Origin of the sequence: Mucilaginibacter rubeus (assembly GCF_003286415.2) — a bacterium.
In the GTDB taxonomy this organism is placed as follows: Bacteria; Bacteroidota; Bacteroidia; order Sphingobacteriales; family Sphingobacteriaceae; genus Mucilaginibacter; species Mucilaginibacter rubeus_A.
The window spans coordinates 1,422,518-1,437,201 of sequence record NZ_CP043450.1; the positions used below are offsets into that span (position 1 = coordinate 1,422,518).

The 14,684-nt window shown below is 43.9% G+C and carries 10 protein-coding genes; 6 read left to right on the top strand and 4 right to left on the bottom strand.

What is annotated here, in order from left to right; all coding sequences use genetic code 11:
- Nucleotides 1-14 precede the first annotated feature (14 nt).
- The 5 genes from DEO27_RS05845 to DEO27_RS05865 are packed head-to-tail and all read left to right on the top strand — an operon-like array spanning nt 15 to nt 5,821.
- Entirely contained in the window at nt 15-680 is a 666-nt protein-coding gene (locus DEO27_RS05845) for an ABC transporter ATP-binding protein (protein WP_112572194.1), read from the top strand.
- Nucleotides 681-703: 23 nt separating this feature from the next.
- Nucleotides 704-1,930, top strand: coding sequence for an ABC transporter permease (locus DEO27_RS05850; protein ID WP_112572192.1), 1,227 nt, complete (start codon nt 704-706; stop codon nt 1,928-1,930).
- Nucleotides 1,931-1,956: 26 nt separating this feature from the next.
- Entirely contained in the window at nt 1,957-3,141 is a 1,185-nt protein-coding gene (locus DEO27_RS05855) for an ABC transporter permease (protein WP_112572190.1), read from the top strand.
- A gap of 21 nt (nt 3,142-3,162) precedes the next feature.
- The gene (locus DEO27_RS05860; RefSeq protein WP_112572188.1) at nt 3,163-4,536 is read left to right on the top strand and encodes a sigma-54-dependent transcriptional regulator; all 1,374 of its coding nucleotides are present in this window, start codon (nt 3,163-3,165) and stop codon (nt 4,534-4,536) included.
- Complete coding sequence (locus tag DEO27_RS05865) at nt 4,520-5,821, top strand: sensor histidine kinase (protein ID WP_112572186.1); 1,302 nt, start codon at nt 4,520-4,522, stop codon at nt 5,819-5,821. The genes DEO27_RS05860 and DEO27_RS05865 overlap by 17 nt, the downstream gene beginning before the upstream one ends.
- 351 nt (nt 5,822-6,172) lie before the next feature.
- Here the strand turns inward: DEO27_RS05865 and DEO27_RS05870 are convergent, their stop codons facing one another.
- The 4 genes from DEO27_RS05870 to DEO27_RS05885 form a co-directional block, all read right to left on the bottom strand.
- Nucleotides 6,173-7,753, bottom strand: coding sequence for a RagB/SusD family nutrient uptake outer membrane protein (locus DEO27_RS05870; RefSeq protein ID WP_112572184.1), 1,581 nt, complete (start codon nt 7,751-7,753; stop codon nt 6,173-6,175).
- Nucleotides 7,754-7,777: 24 nt separating this feature from the next.
- Nucleotides 7,778-10,969 carry a TonB-dependent receptor gene (locus tag DEO27_RS05875; protein WP_112572182.1) on the bottom strand — a complete coding sequence of 1,064 codons (3,192 nt, stop codon included), beginning with the start codon at nt 10,967-10,969 and terminating at the stop codon, nt 7,778-7,780.
- A 139-nt stretch (nt 10,970-11,108) separates the two neighbouring features.
- Nucleotides 11,109-12,161: a FecR family protein gene (locus tag DEO27_RS05880; RefSeq protein ID WP_146750048.1), complete on the bottom strand. Its 1,053-nt coding sequence runs from the start codon at nt 12,159-12,161 to the stop codon at nt 11,109-11,111.
- A gap of 55 nt (nt 12,162-12,216) precedes the next feature.
- Complete coding sequence (locus DEO27_RS05885) at nt 12,217-12,759, bottom strand: RNA polymerase sigma factor (protein WP_190295333.1); 543 nt, start codon at nt 12,757-12,759, stop codon at nt 12,217-12,219.
- A 225-nt stretch (nt 12,760-12,984) separates the two neighbouring features.
- Between DEO27_RS05885 and DEO27_RS05890 the strand changes: the two genes are divergently transcribed.
- A complete protein-coding gene (locus DEO27_RS05890) occupies nt 12,985-14,655 on the top strand; it encodes a hypothetical protein (RefSeq protein WP_112572176.1) in 1,671 nt (556 codons plus the stop codon).
- The last annotated feature ends 29 nt before the right edge of the window (nt 14,656-14,684 follow it).

Consider the following 14,684-nt stretch of genomic DNA (forward strand, 5'->3'; position numbering starts at 1 on the left):
TCAAACCTAACGATATGATCCGTTTACAAAACATTGAAAAGGTGTACCGCACCGATACCATCGAAACCCTGGCCTTAAACAGCGTAAGTCTTGATATTGCCAAAGGTGAATTTTTATCTATCATGGGGCCTTCAGGCTGTGGCAAAAGCACGCTGTTAAATATCATGGGCCTGCTTGACGCGCCATCAAAAGGGGAGATCAGGATCGATGATCAAAAAACAGGAGGCATGACTGATAAACAACTGGCGCAGTTCCGTAATAAAAAGCTGGGATTTATCTTCCAGAGCTATCATCTTATTAACGATTTGCAGGTGCTTGATAATGTAGAACTGCCCTTGCTTTACCGTGATACCACCGCCAAACAACGCCGCGAACTGGCAGCCGAGGCACTGGCAAAAGTGGGACTGGCTAATCGCCTGAAACATTTTCCTACGCAGCTCTCAGGCGGTCAGCGCCAACGTGTAGCCATCGCGCGTGCTATCGTAGGCAAACCAGAAATTATTTTGGCCGATGAGCCAACAGGTAACCTGGACAGCGCTATGGGCAACGAGATTATGGAGATACTCCTTAACCTTAACCGTAACGATGGCACCACCATAGTAATGGTAACGCACGATGAAAATATGGCCCATAAAACCCACCGCTTGGTACGCTTGTTTGATGGCGCGCAAGTTCAATAATTAACCATTTTAAAATTGAGTTTATGCTTAAAAATTATTTTAAAATAGCCATAGCGGTACTCAAGCGCCGCAAGTTTTTCACGTTTATCAGTCTGTTCGGTATCAGTTTTACCTTAACTATATTGATGGTTTTAACTGCTTTTATTGATAAAGTAGTAGGCGATACTTACCCGGATAAAAAACGCGACAGGTCATTATACATTAATCGGATCCAGGAATCGGGTAAAGATAATTTGCAGTCGAGCACATTATCGTATTACTTTTTGAGCCATTATACAAGTATGTTGAAAACACCGGTAAAGGTTGCCATATCATCAGCATTTAATGGTACCAATACCTACGTTAACAATAAAAAAATAGCGGTAAATTATAAATATACCAATGCCGAATATTGGGATGTACTTGATTATGATTTTACCGAAGGTAAGGCGTTCAACAGTCAGCAGGTTACCAATGCTGATCGTGTCGCAGTAATATCTGAGGATATGAAACGCGAGTATTTTGGCGATGCGCCATCGGTAGTTGGTAAATATATCGAAGCGGATAACGTAAACTACCGGGTTATAGGCGTAGTTAAAAATGTACCTATTACCGATTATATGCTTTATAGTGATATATACCTGCCGTACACCGTTTCGAAGGCCAATTATAAAGACAAAGGGTATATGGGGGGATATATGGGGATCTTATTGGCTAATTCGAAGGGCGATGTACAAAAAATGCGTGACGAGTATGAAAATCTCATGAAAAGGGTACCGGTTGAAAGAAAAGAATTTACACACCTGTACAGCCACGCCAACCCGTTTTTGTCGGCTTATCTTGATACAGGCAATGAACAGCATTCAGGAGTATCCATAGCGCTTATGGCCATAAGCGTATTTGTTTTCATTTTTACCCTTTTGCCAACGCTTAATCTGATAAATATCAACATTACCCGAATTATGGAACGCTCTTCAGAAATTGGGGTGCGTAAAGCCTTTGGCGCATCATCCAAAACCTTGGTTTACCAATTTATTGTCGAAAACCTGATCCTTACCTTGTTAGGGGGCGTTCTTGGTGTTGCATTGTCACTGCTGGCGCTCTACCTTATCAATAACGCCAATTTGATAGCCAACCTTGAATTAAGCATCAATTTTACAGTTTTATTTATCGGTCTGCTGGTATGCCTTGTTTTTGGTTTATTATCAGGTGTATATCCAGCCTGGCGCATGTCAAAACTCAATGTGGTTACGGCACTTAAGGCCCAGTAAAATATTTATCATTAATTAAAAATATTATGTTTAAGCACTTATTTAAACTCATCTGGAATAAAAAGAAGCAGAACTTTCTGCTCATGGCCGAGATGCTGGTGTCATTCCTGGTACTGTTTGCGGTATTTACGCTGATGGTTTATTATTACAGCAATTATAAAAAGCCCATGGGTATTGAATATCAAAATGTTTGGGTCATAAACTATGGCAACGCATATCAAACAAAAAATATCGATTCGCTTAACCTGTACTATGAAACATTAAGAAAAACAATAAAGTCATTGCCGCAGGTGCAGGAAATAAGTTTTGTAAGCGGGAATATCCCGTTTTCTCAACAGGTTAATGAAAGTGCCTTAACCTTTAACGGAAAGCATGTTAACCATTTAAATAATTTTACGGTTGAAGATGGTTACAAAGAGGTGCTTCAGGCGCAGTTGCTTGAAGGCCGCTGGTTTAATAAGCAGGATGCTGTTGCCAAAAACAAAAGTGTTGTAATTGATGCTGCATTAAAGGAGGCTACTTTTGGCAATGAACCGGCCGCAGGCAAACTTCTTGGTAATGATAACGATAAGGACAGGCTAAAAGTGGTGGGCGTAATTCAAACCATAAAAAGAAATGGTGATTATGTAAATCCAGGCCCCGGGCTATATTTCAGAACTGATACGGGATCGTTTCGCTGGCTTAGTAAAATCCTGATTAGGGTGGCTCCGGGTACCGATGCAACCTTTGAGGGTAAACTCTACAAAACCATGGCCAATTACATGAAAAATTCAAATGTAGAGATTGAACACCTCACCAATAAGCTAAAGGATAGTAATTATTTTGCGTTGGTACCTATGATCATATTAGGTATTGTAAGTGCATTTTTGGTGATTAATGTTGCACTTGGTTTGTTTGGGGTATTATGGTATAACATTAATAAACGCCGGGGAGAAATCGGCCTTCGCAGGGCAATTGGCGCCACAGGTAATTCAGTTTCATCACAATTGGTAAGCGAATCCATGATCCTGGCTACACTTTCGCTTATTATAGGGGTGTTTTTCGCTGTGCAGTTTCCCCTGCTTAATGTATTCGACCTGTCTGCGGGGATATATATCGGGGGAATGCTTTTATCTGTTTTATTTGTTTACCTGTTGGTGCTCATTTGCTCGCTTTATCCCGGCAAACAGGCGGCTGCTATTTACCCTGCTGTTGCTTTACACGAAGAATAATTACGATATTGACCGCTTGTTATGATATTGGTTATTGATGATGATATTGCCGTACGCACCTCGCTGATCCTGCTGCTGAAAAGCGAGGGCTACGATTCTGCGAGCACCGGCGAACCTGCTGAAGCCCTCAAGATCATCAGGAAAAAAGCCCCTGAACTGATCATTCTTGATCTTAATTTTTCGATAGATACCTCGGGACAGGAGGGGATGGACCTGCTTGAAAAGATCAAGGCTTTTAGCAGTACCATTCCGGTGATCCTGATAACCGGTTGGGGAAGTATCGAGCTGGCAGTTAAAGGCATGAAGCTTGGCGCCAACGATTTTATCAATAAACCCTGGGTTAACGAGCACCTTATCCAATCGGTAAAAACACTGCTTGATCTACAGGATAAAAAGACGGAGCACCGTACCCGTAAGCAACTGGACAAAACCTACAATTTTGAAAATATTGTAGGTGAAGATTCCCGGATGCTCGATATTTTGGAAACCATTGGCCGCGTGGCTTCAACCGATGCTTCAGTGCTAATTATGGGCGAAAGCGGCACCGGTAAGGAACTGATTGCCGAAGCAATTCATCAAAATAGCCTGCGTCGTAATAAACCTTTTATCAAGGTGAACTTGGGCGGTATTTCAACTTCGCTGTTCGAGAGCGAGATGTTCGGGCATATCCGTGGTGCATTTACAGATGCCCGGTTTGACAGGGTAGGTCGTTTTGAGATGGCTAACAAGGGCACCATTTTTTTAGATGAAATAGGCGATCTGGATGCCAGTAGTCAGGTGAAACTGCTCCGTGTATTGCAAGACCGCACCTACGAGGTATTAGGTAGCAGTCGCACTAAAACCGTAGATACCCGTGTGGTTTGCGCCACAAATAAAAACCTGAACGAGATGGTGTCACGTGGTACTTTTCGTGAGGATTTGCTTTACCGGATCAATTTGATCACGGTTTATCTGCCTGCTTTGCGAGAGCGGCCGAAAGATATTCCTTTGCTGGTTAGCTTTTTTATTAATAATTTAAAGCAGATCTATAACCGGCCTAATCTATCGGTAGCGCCATCGGCCATGAAATGGTTGCAGCAGCTACCATTACCGGGTAATATCAGGCAGTTGAAAAACCTGGTGGAACGTTCTATTTTGGTAAGCCGAAGGGATGAACTGAGCATTGACGATTTCCGGTCGCAACTGGAATTATCACCGGTTAAAAAAGGAAATATCCAGTTACCGGGCGTAGGCACCCTAACTTTAGAAGAGGTAGAGGTAGAAATGATAAAACGGGCATTAGATCATCATAAAAATAAAATAAGCAAGGCCGCGGCGGCTCTGGGGCTCACGCGGAGCGCCCTGTACCGGCGCCTCGAAAAATACCAGATCCCGTACGATGAAGCTGAGGACTAAATACATTTTATTTGTGCTGATCCTACACCTGCTTACCCTGGTGCTTGCATGGTTTATTTTCATCGACAATAAGATCTATTTTATCATAGCCGAAGCTTTTGTTCTCATTTCGGCAGCCGTGGCTATACAGCTTTACCGCCAGCTTGTATTGCCTTTAAAAATGTTACTACAGGGTATTGAAGCCATAAAAGACAAAGATTTTAATGTGAAGTTTCTTTCAACAGGCAAGCTTGAGGTTGACGCGCTGATTGATGTTTATAACCAAATGATGGACGAGCTAAGAACCGAACGCACACGACAGGAGCAGCAGCATTTCTTTTTAGAAAAGCTGATCCATACTTCGCCAACGGGCATCATCATTCTTGATTTTGATGACCGCGTACAGCAAATAAATCCCAAAGCTTTACAGGTTTTAGCTATTGATGAAAAAGCCGTAGTTGGTGAATTGATTGGGGAATTAAAGCATCCCGTTTTTGCACATATCAAAGCTCTTAAATCGGGCGAAACTTTGGTGGTAAAGTTGGACGGTATTAACTCTTTCAAACTGCAAAAGTCGCACTTTATTGACCGCGGATTTTCGAGGCATTTTATCATGTTGGAGGACCTGACTGCCGAGATCCTTGCTGCCGAAAAGAAGGTTTACGGCAAAGTGATCAGGATGATGGCGCATGAGGTTAATAATACCATCGGCCCGGTAAATTCCATCATGCAATCGGCCATGAAAACCGACCAACTTTGGGCCGGGCACGATTTCGATCCAATAAAGGACGCCTTACAAGTAGCTATGGACAGAAACCAGAATCTTAACCTGTTTATGCGCAACTTTGCCGATCTGGTTAAGTTACCGCCGGCTAACAAACAACCTGTTGTGTTACAAAAGCTCGTAGAATCGGTAGTAAAGCTAATGGGCATCCGTGCCGAAGAAAAAGGAGTATCGCTTAGTCTTGATTTACCGGAAGAACCAATCAAGATCATGGCCGATGAACAACAACTGGAACAGGCTTTTATCAATATCGTTAAAAATGCCATCGAGGCTATTGATGGCAACGGTTCGGTAACACTTGCCATCAATCCCCAAGAAAAGAAACTAACCATTACTGATACCGGCAAAGGCATTAGCGCCGAACAGCAGGCTAACCTGTTTACCCCATTTTTCAGCACAAAAAAAGACGGACAGGGCATAGGCCTAACTCTGGTGCGCGAAATCATGCTAAATCATGACTTTGAATTTTCATTAAAAACTGTTGCCGAAAGGCAAACGGAGTTTGTGGTTTATTGGGGATAAGATAAAAATGAGTAACGTGTAAACAACCATCGCCGCCACTTCGCCTCCAGGCGAGTGGTAATTATAAAGCCGCCTTTGACCGTCGTGGCAAAAGATATCAGCAATTATTCGTCAATAAGCCCATTTGTCATTTCCGACGAACCGTGGGAGAATATGTACGGGTACCGTGAGGAGAAATCTTATACGCCATGCAACCACTGTGCATGGCGTATAAGATTTCTCTTTCGCCCCAGCCGTCAACCGCCCCATGCTCAATCGAAATGACATTTTATATTATGAAAGATGCTCAAAACAAAAAAGCTGCCCCGAAAAACGGGACAGCCTGGTAATAAAATAGGGGTACAAGTATTATTAATAGCCGGTGTTTTGCTGCAGCTTTGAGTTTAAGATAAGTTCGGCAGATGGGATAGGGAAAAGGCGTTTGTTAACATCCTTGTCGGTTTTATAACCCCATGATTCTTCATATTTTCCAAAACGGATCAGGTCATTCCTTCTCCATGTTTCCCAGTTTAGTTCGCGTGCGCGTTCCTGTAATAGGTTAGGCAGGTCAACATTGCTCCAGGTAGCTGCCTTACGTTTAGCCCTTAACTGGTTAACTAATGATAAAGCGGTTTCGCCGTTGGTTGGGGTTGCACCTCTCAAAATGGCTTCGGCCTTCATCAGTAGTATATCAGCATAACGGAAAACCGGTACATCGTTACTTTGATTACGGTCGGTTGCTGTAACATCCGGGTAATATTTGTTATTGCGGATACCTTTTGCTTTACCCAGCTCGTCGCCGCCAACCTCAAAGGTAGGTACGTCGACCAGGGTAAGATCGGGCGTAAAAGTTAACTGGTAATCAACCGGAGCGGTAGGATCGGGGCCGGCGTATGAAGCGTCCAACCCTTTTTTAGTTGTTTTTATGATGATGGGATTGCCCGCAAAATCATACTGCTTACCTATAAGCCAAAGGCTGGTACGGATGTCGTTAGGATCGTTAAATTGAGCATAGTATGATGGAATGGTGCTGCATGGGTTACTTAAGCGGTACAATAAACCATATTTGGCCTGCAACGCCGGATGCAGCGAATACCAGCTAAACTGCTCGCCCTGTGCCAGTGCGTGATCATAAGGAATAGAGAAGATAAACTCCTTAACCTTTGGGCCGTTATCCGGATAAAACATTTTTAAATAGTCATCCTCAAGGGCATATTTTCCTGATTGCATGATGTTATCACACATTTTAACCACATCGTTGTAGCGGCCGGTACCAGTGTAAACCTCGGCGTTAAGGTACATTTTGGCCAGTATGGCGTAGGCGGTGAACTGGGTTGGCCTGCCGTAAGTTGTCTGATCAACTACGGTACTCAGGTTAGGGATCACCTCGTTTAATTCTTTCTCGATAAAGGCAAATACATCTTTACGCGCGGTGGTAGCAGGTTTATCGGCAGAACCGAATGTAGTAACTACCGGAATGTTGCCGTAAAGATCCATCATAAAGAAAAACATCATGGCACGTGTTGCCCTCAGTTCGGCAATGGTAGTGGCTTTTGCCGCGTTATCCGGTGATGAAGCAAACGTAGCGATGATGCGGTTACAGGTACTGATGGTACCAAAACCCCATGTCCAGGTATCCTGAACCTGTGGCAGGTCGGCATTCCAGTTGTGATAGTGCAACTGTTGGTAACGGCCGCCGTCGCGCCAGCCGCCGGCCCTTGCAGGCATAATAGCCTCATCGGTACTCAGGGTTTGCATTTGCCAGTATGACTGCGCAAATGAGCCTCTGAGCTGAGCATAAGCCGCTCCCGAAGCCAGGATAAACTGCTGCGGGGTAGTAGGGAAGTTTGATGGAGTTAATTCGGTTTCAACAGGCACATCAACTTTGGTGCATGATGATATGGTAATGGCCGCGAAAAGCAGCGCACAGTATTTATGAATGGAAGTTTTCATGTTGATCTTTTAATGGTGTTTGATTTAAAATGATGCACTTAAACCGAACAGGAAAGCCCTGGTGCGCGGGTAATAGTTTTTGTTATCGATACCCGGTGTAAGTCCGCCTAATGAAATCTCCGGATCGATGCCCTTGTAGCCGGTTATGACAGCCAGGTTATTACCTGATACATACACGCGTAAGTTGCGGATGCCAGGGGTAAATTTCGGGAAGGTGTAACCAAGGGTAGCGTTATCCAGGCGCAGGTATGATCCGCTTTCAATATAACGGTCGGAGTATAAATAAGCATTCACATCTTTAGGCGATTCATTGGCCGATGAAGCGGGCAGGTTATAGCTCCTTACGTCGCTGGTACGGTTCAAATCGGCAAGGGTAGCGTTCAGGATCTTGCCACCAAGCGAGCCTCGCACAAACAGATTAAGATCAAAATTGCCATAGCTAAAACTGTTATTAAAGCCGAACACCAGTTTAGGTTGCGCGTTACCGGCGTAGAAATAATCTTTAGAAGTTGGGGTAGTAGTTACACCGCCGCTGTGGCTGTAAAACTGCGATACGCCATTAGCATCTTTACCGGCATATTTGTAGAGCAGGAACTGACCTACCGGATAACCAGTTTTCAGGATCTGTACTTTGTAACCTGTTTCACCCTGGCCGCCTGGTTCTGCCTGCGGAATAGAGTCAAGTTTAAAGCTGCTGTTTGACAGTGATACCAGTTTGTTTTTATTGTGGGCTATGTTAAGAGAGGTATTCCATTTAAAGCTGCTTGTAGCTACAGGAGTAGCGTTAATGGTAACCTCGTAGCCTTTATTAGAGATTGAACCCACATTGGCTGTTAACGTACCAACAAAATACTGGGTGGTTGATACCGGGTAAAAGTAAATCAGGTCGTTGGTTTTTTTGTCGTAGGCTTCGATAGTTCCACTCAACCTGCCGTTGAATAAAGAGAAATCCAAACCTAAGTTATACATGGTGGTTTTTTCCCATTTCAAGTCGGGGTTAGCATTTTGCGAGGGGCCTATTGAATTAGTGAACACACCATTATAATAAAATGCACCTGCCGAACCATATTTGATCTGTGAGATCAACGGATCAAAACCCAGCGAGTTACCGGTGATACCATAACTGGCCCTTAATTTCAGATCGTTAAATAAATGCTGGTTCTGCATAAACGACTCTTCGGTGATCCTCCAGCCTAATGATGCAGAAGGGAAAGTACCCCATTTGTTGTTTGCACCAAAAGCCGATGAACCATCACGCCTTAATGATAATTGTAGCAGGTATTTATTGTCATAGCTGTATTTAGCACGGCTGTAATAAGAGATCAAACGGAGCTTTTGATATAGGTTTGGTCCCCAATCGGTCCTGAAATCACCTGCCGGCGAGCCAAGGCCAATATTCAGGTAACCGATATCATCTGTGGGGAAATTACGGTTGTTGGCCTGAAAGCCGTCGCCGTTTACATCCTGCTGCAAGCTGTAACCTGCCAATACGTTAATATCGTGCTTGCCCGTGGTTTTGGCATAGGTCAAAAAAGTTTCGCCCACTTTACGGGTATTTTCAAATGACGAGCGGTAAGCTTCGCCATGAACACCCTGGTCAAGCGTGTACTGGCTGTTGTAATAAGCACCGCCGTTTACCTGCTCATTTTGGGTAGACAGGCTGATGTTGTAAGTAAAACCCAAAGGGAGCTTTAACTCGGCGGTTGCATTTATTAAGCTCAGTTTGCTTTTGGTTTTTTGATAGGCATCAGCCAATAAAGCAACCGGGTTATAGTATTGTATGCGTTGCAGGTTTTCTGTATACGCGCCGTTTTGCATTACCGGAACAGTTGGCAGGTAGCGCAGCATGTTATACAACACAATGTTTTGATTGGGGATGATGTCTGAATTACTTGTGCTGTTGTTTACAGATAAGCCTAATTTCAAACGGTCATTAAATGCCTTTTGCTCTACCGCCATTTTGGTAGTGAAGCGGTTGAGCGCGCTGCCTTTTAAAATGCCTTTATCATCAAAATAATTAACCGAAGCGCTGTAAGTGGTTTGGTTAAAGCCACCTGTAAGGGCAACGTTATGGTTCTGCGAGTAAGCGGTACGGCTTACCTCTTTTTGCCAGTCGGTGTTAGCGCCTTTTTGGTCGGACGGGTCAAGGGCCAGGTTGTTTTTGCTCAGGTAATCGGCAAGCTGTGTAGCATTCATCATTTTAATGCTGTTGGCAATTTTTTCGACACCGGCATAAGCATTATATGAAATGGCGGTTTGACCGCTTTTGCCTTTTTTAGTAGTAATGATGATTACACCATTAGCCGCGCGGGTACCATAAATAGCTGTGGCGGAGGCGTCTTTTAATACATCGATGGTTTCGATATCGTCAGGGGCTACAAGTCTGTAATCGGCACCGGCTACGCCGTCAATTACATAAAAAGGTTCTTGTGCAGGGCCGGTGCGCAGGGTTGAAGGGCCGCGTAAACTTATAGACGGGCTTTCATTCGGATCGCCGGAGCGGGTGATATTTAAGCCGGCAACTTTACCCTGTAGTAACTGCGCCGGGTTGCTCAAGGCGCCCCGGTTAAAATCTTTATTCTGAACAGTTACGATAGAGCTGGTAAGTAATTTACGCGATTGCTTGCCGTAGCCCACAACCACAACTTCCTTCAATGCAGCCTGGTCGGATTTTAGCGTAATATCAAGCGTACTGCCCGACACTGCTGCTTCACGCGGTTGATAGCCAATAAACGAAAATACCAATATGCTATTTTCCACTGCCTCAAGGTGATAGTTGCCGTTTGCGTCGGTAACTGTTCCATCTGCGCTTTCTTTTACTCTTACCGAAACACCGGGTAACGCTTCGCCTGTTTGTGAATCGGTTACTTTGCCGCTAACACGCAGGATCCTTGACGAGGTTTGTACATAAATAGTTTGATCGGCCCTTTTAAATGACAAGCCCGATTGTTTAGCTATTTTTTTTAATACTTCGTCAATAGGCTGGTTATTTTCAGAAAGACTGATTTTTTTGCTCAGCTGCGCTTCTGTAGCGTTGTGTATAAAATGTAAGCCGGTTTGTTTTTCAATTAAGGAGAATACTTCTTTGATTGATTTCCCGGTAACCTGGATAGTGCAAACCGGATCGGAAGTACGGCTTTGGTTTGTTGCTCCGGCCTGTACAGCCGTGCACATCAAATAAATCGCACTTAAAAGTGAGAATATATATTTTTTCATATTTTTGAGATTGCTAATACTAATTTGAATTGGGCCCTTTGGCGAGGACCTGATTACGGAGCAGGCGGTGTGATCTGATCATGCTGCCTGTTGTTGTTTTATGCTTTTCTTTATTTCATTAAGTTTACCTCTCTTGTGTTTAGTTACATTTACCGGATATGATCATAGCGTTATCCTGCATTTTCCATGATATATCCGAAACCATTTTTATTTGCTCCATCACCTTGTTTAGCGGGATATTATCAAAAGTGCCCTTCAGTTTGCAGCGCAGCAGGGTACTGTCCTGCAGTTTTACAGGCACGCCATACCATCTGCTTAGTTTCTTAGCGGCGTCGGTCCAGCTGTCGTAGTTAAACACCAGCTTATTTTCCTTCCACCCGGTAATATCTTCGGTTATAAAATCGATAACACGAGCCTGGCCATCGCTTTTTGAATAGATCATTTGCTTACCGGGGTCGAGGATGACGCGTTTGGACAGATCATTATTCATATCAACCTGAACCTTGCCTTCCACAAGCGATACCGTGATATTGCTGTCGTTAACATAGGCCGATACGTTAAAATGCGTGCCCAATACCTGGGTAGCAACTTTGCCTGTATGTACAATGAATGGTTTCTGCGGATTGCGTTTTACATCAAAAAAAGCTTCACCATCTAAATACACTTCACGTTTCTCGTCATCAAAGTTGACGGCAATGTGCAGGTTACTTGACGCGTTAAGGGTTACAATGGTACCATCGGGCAAATTGATCTTCTTTTTTTGTCCGGGTGCGGTATGGTTTTCAATAAGGGCTAACGTATTGGCAGTTTTGTTACTGATGTGGGTTTTATAAAACCAGAACGCGCAGGCCAGGAACAATACCGAAGCCGCTACTGCAAGTACAGGCCTTAGTTTTAAAATAATGACATTTGGTTTTGGCGCTGCCTGTTGGTTGGATGGCGTTTCAAGCTGATCTATTTTTTTATTAAGGCGGTTTAGGGCATCATTAGCTTTGACAGTATTGCTGGGAACGGGCTTCCTGGCCGACCAGATCTCGGCGATATCTTCAAACGCGTCAGAAAATTCCTTATCGGTTTGAACTTTTTGCAATAAATACTGGGTTTCCTCTTCGGATATTTTCCCCTCCAGGTAGCCTATGATCAATAGGTAATGATGTTCATCCATGTGCGCCATTTTGAAGTAAGTATTCAAAAGGCTGCAATCCGATTACATGATTTTATGATTTAATGTAATGTTAATATTGTGACTAATTATTTAACAAAAGCAGGCGCTTCCGGCAATAATTGATGGCCCGGTAAATATGAGTTTTTACCGTATTGGGCGAGATATTTAAAATTTCGGCAATTTCATGGTGCTCAAGCTGGTGATGCCAGCTCATCAAGAAAATGAGTTTTCCCTGCTCCGGTAATTCATCTATAAAACGCTCAATCATGAGGCGGCGCTCTTTCCTGAACAGGATCTCATCAGGGCGAAGGTGATCGCCTATGGGTTTGTCCGACGCGTACTCTTCAGGTAACAGTTCAACTTTCTGGCTTTTGCCTTTTAAAGTATAAACCCTGTTTTTTATGGCTCCGTACAGGTATGATTTTATGGAGGTATGAATCTGCAGCCGCTCTCTTTTCACCCAGAGGTCTAAAAACAGATCGGCTATAATGTCTTCACCATCATCATTGTCTGCTCCTAAAAACCTGCAGAAATCTGACAATAGCGGATAGTATTTTAAAAATAAAGAATTAAATGCTTCCCTGTCGTCTGTTTTAATTTTCGACAGTAATTCTATATCCTCCATTATCATTTTATCGGTTCGGCAATTATATCACTAAGGTGTTACAATGCCCCCGTTTTGTAGATTAAGTTATTGTTAAACTTTATTGCCTATGCCGCCCTGCAAGGAGGTGTGATTTTTTTAACAAATTAATAAGATCGTATTAGTTTTTGCTTAATCCTTTTAGTAATGTTGTAAACCAATTTAAATGTTACGTTAACAGATAATCACATCGCAATTACATCAACTATGCAAAGACGGCATTTCCTAAAACTTTCTGCAACTACATCGGCGGCCCTGCTTTTCAGCAGGCTTACTTACGCGGCTTCAAACGGTGCCGCTATCATGAATGCTCCTGATGAAGTCTGGGCGCAATCGGGTACCGAATGGGTTAAGCTTAAAGCCTCAGGCGGATCGCACTACAGTTATAAAGAGGTCAGCGTGAATTTGAAAACCAATGACAATGCGTTAGGCATTTATGTATCATCGCCAAAGCAAGAGTTAAATGCGGTGCGTTTAAAATGGAAACATAATACCCCTGCCTCTGCCAAATTCCTGGGCGACCATTGGGAACGATCATACGGTGACCTGGAATGGAAAACAATGGCTACGGGTATTAAAAACCCATGGTATGTAATTATACATGATGATAAGCAAACAGCTTGTTTCGGCGTGAAAACCGGCGCTAACAGTATTTGCTGGTGGGGCGTTAATGCCGATAATATTGAACTTACTTTAGATACAACCTCAGGTGGGGTAGGTGTACTACTGGGCGACAGGCGGCTGCATGCTGCTAATGTTATCACGGCTAACGCCAAAGCCGGCGAAGACACTTTTGCCGCCACACATCGCTTTTGTAAAATGATGTGCGAAAAGCCACGCATCCCCAAACAACCGGTATACGGTATTAACGACTGGTATTTTGCCTACGGTAATAACTCTGCCGAGTTGATCAAAAAAACAACAGCGATGATGGCCGAACTGGTTACAGACCACAACAATAAACCTTTTTCGGTAATAGATGCAGGCTGGGCAACTTATTCGCCATTGTTACCGGGTGATGGCGGCTGGAACGATGATTTTTCGAAGCCTAACGATAAGTTTAAAGATATGCATGCCCTTGGCGATGAGATCAAAAAAATGGGTATGCGTCCCGGACTTTGGATGCGCCCGCTTTGCGCAAGGCACGATGAAAAGGCGAGCCTGCTGGCGCCAAAGATCCCCGGTAGGGATAACCCAAAAAATCCAACACTTGACCCAACCATTCCCGAAAATATAGCCCGGATCAAACATAATTTTGATGTGTACAAGCAATGGGGCTACGAAATGGTGAAACACGATTTTACTACTTATGATATTGCCGGTCGCTGGGGTTTTGATATGAAGGATAGCTTTACTTCGCCGGGCTGGCATTTTAACGACAAGAGTAAAACTAATGCCGAGATCATCCTGCACCTTTACCGCTCCATCCGTGAAGCTGCCGGTGATGGTATTTATGTGATAGGTTGTAATACCATGAGCCACCTTTCGGCAGGAGTTTTTGAACTTTGCCGCATTGGTGATGACACCAGCGGCCATGAATGGGCGCGTACCCGTAAAATGGGGGTTAACACACTGGCTTTCCGCCTGCCGCAGCATAACGCTTTTTATGCGGTAGATGGCGATTGCGTAGGCCTAACAAAAGATATTGAATGGAAAAGAAACAAACAATGGCTGCAATTATTGGCAGAAAGCGGTGCGCCGTTGTTTATCTCCGGTCAGCCTGAGGCGATGGGTGAAGAGCAAAAGAAAGCCGTGAAAACAGCATTTGCACAAGCCGCTAAAGTACAGCCACTGGGCCAGCCATTGGATTGGATGGAAACCATGCTACCAACCAAATGGAAGTTGAATGGCAGGGTGGTGGATTTTGATTGGGCATAAGGAAATAACGTTTAATCACCATGTCATTG

Coding starts and splice junctions, on each gene's coding strand:
- DEO27_RS05845 (WP_112572194.1), top strand. CDS start 15: ATGATCCGTTTACAAAACATTGAAAAGGTGTACCGCACCGATACCATC.
- DEO27_RS05850 (WP_112572192.1), top strand. CDS start 704: ATGCTTAAAAATTATTTTAAAATAGCCATAGCGGTACTCAAGCGCCGC.
- DEO27_RS05855 (WP_112572190.1), top strand. CDS start 1,957: ATGTTTAAGCACTTATTTAAACTCATCTGGAATAAAAAGAAGCAGAAC.
- DEO27_RS05860 (WP_112572188.1), top strand. CDS start 3,163: ATGATATTGGTTATTGATGATGATATTGCCGTACGCACCTCGCTGATC.
- DEO27_RS05865 (WP_112572186.1), top strand. CDS start 4,520: ATGAAGCTGAGGACTAAATACATTTTATTTGTGCTGATCCTACACCTG.
- DEO27_RS05870 (WP_112572184.1), bottom strand. CDS start 7,753: ATGAAAACTTCCATTCATAAATACTGTGCGCTGCTTTTCGCGGCCATT.
- DEO27_RS05875 (WP_112572182.1), bottom strand. CDS start 10,969: ATGAAAAAATATATATTCTCACTTTTAAGTGCGATTTATTTGATGTGC.
- DEO27_RS05885 (WP_190295333.1), bottom strand. CDS start 12,759: ATGGAGGATATAGAATTACTGTCGAAAATTAAAACAGACGACAGGGAA.
- DEO27_RS05890 (WP_112572176.1), top strand. CDS start 12,985: ATGCAAAGACGGCATTTCCTAAAACTTTCTGCAACTACATCGGCGGCC.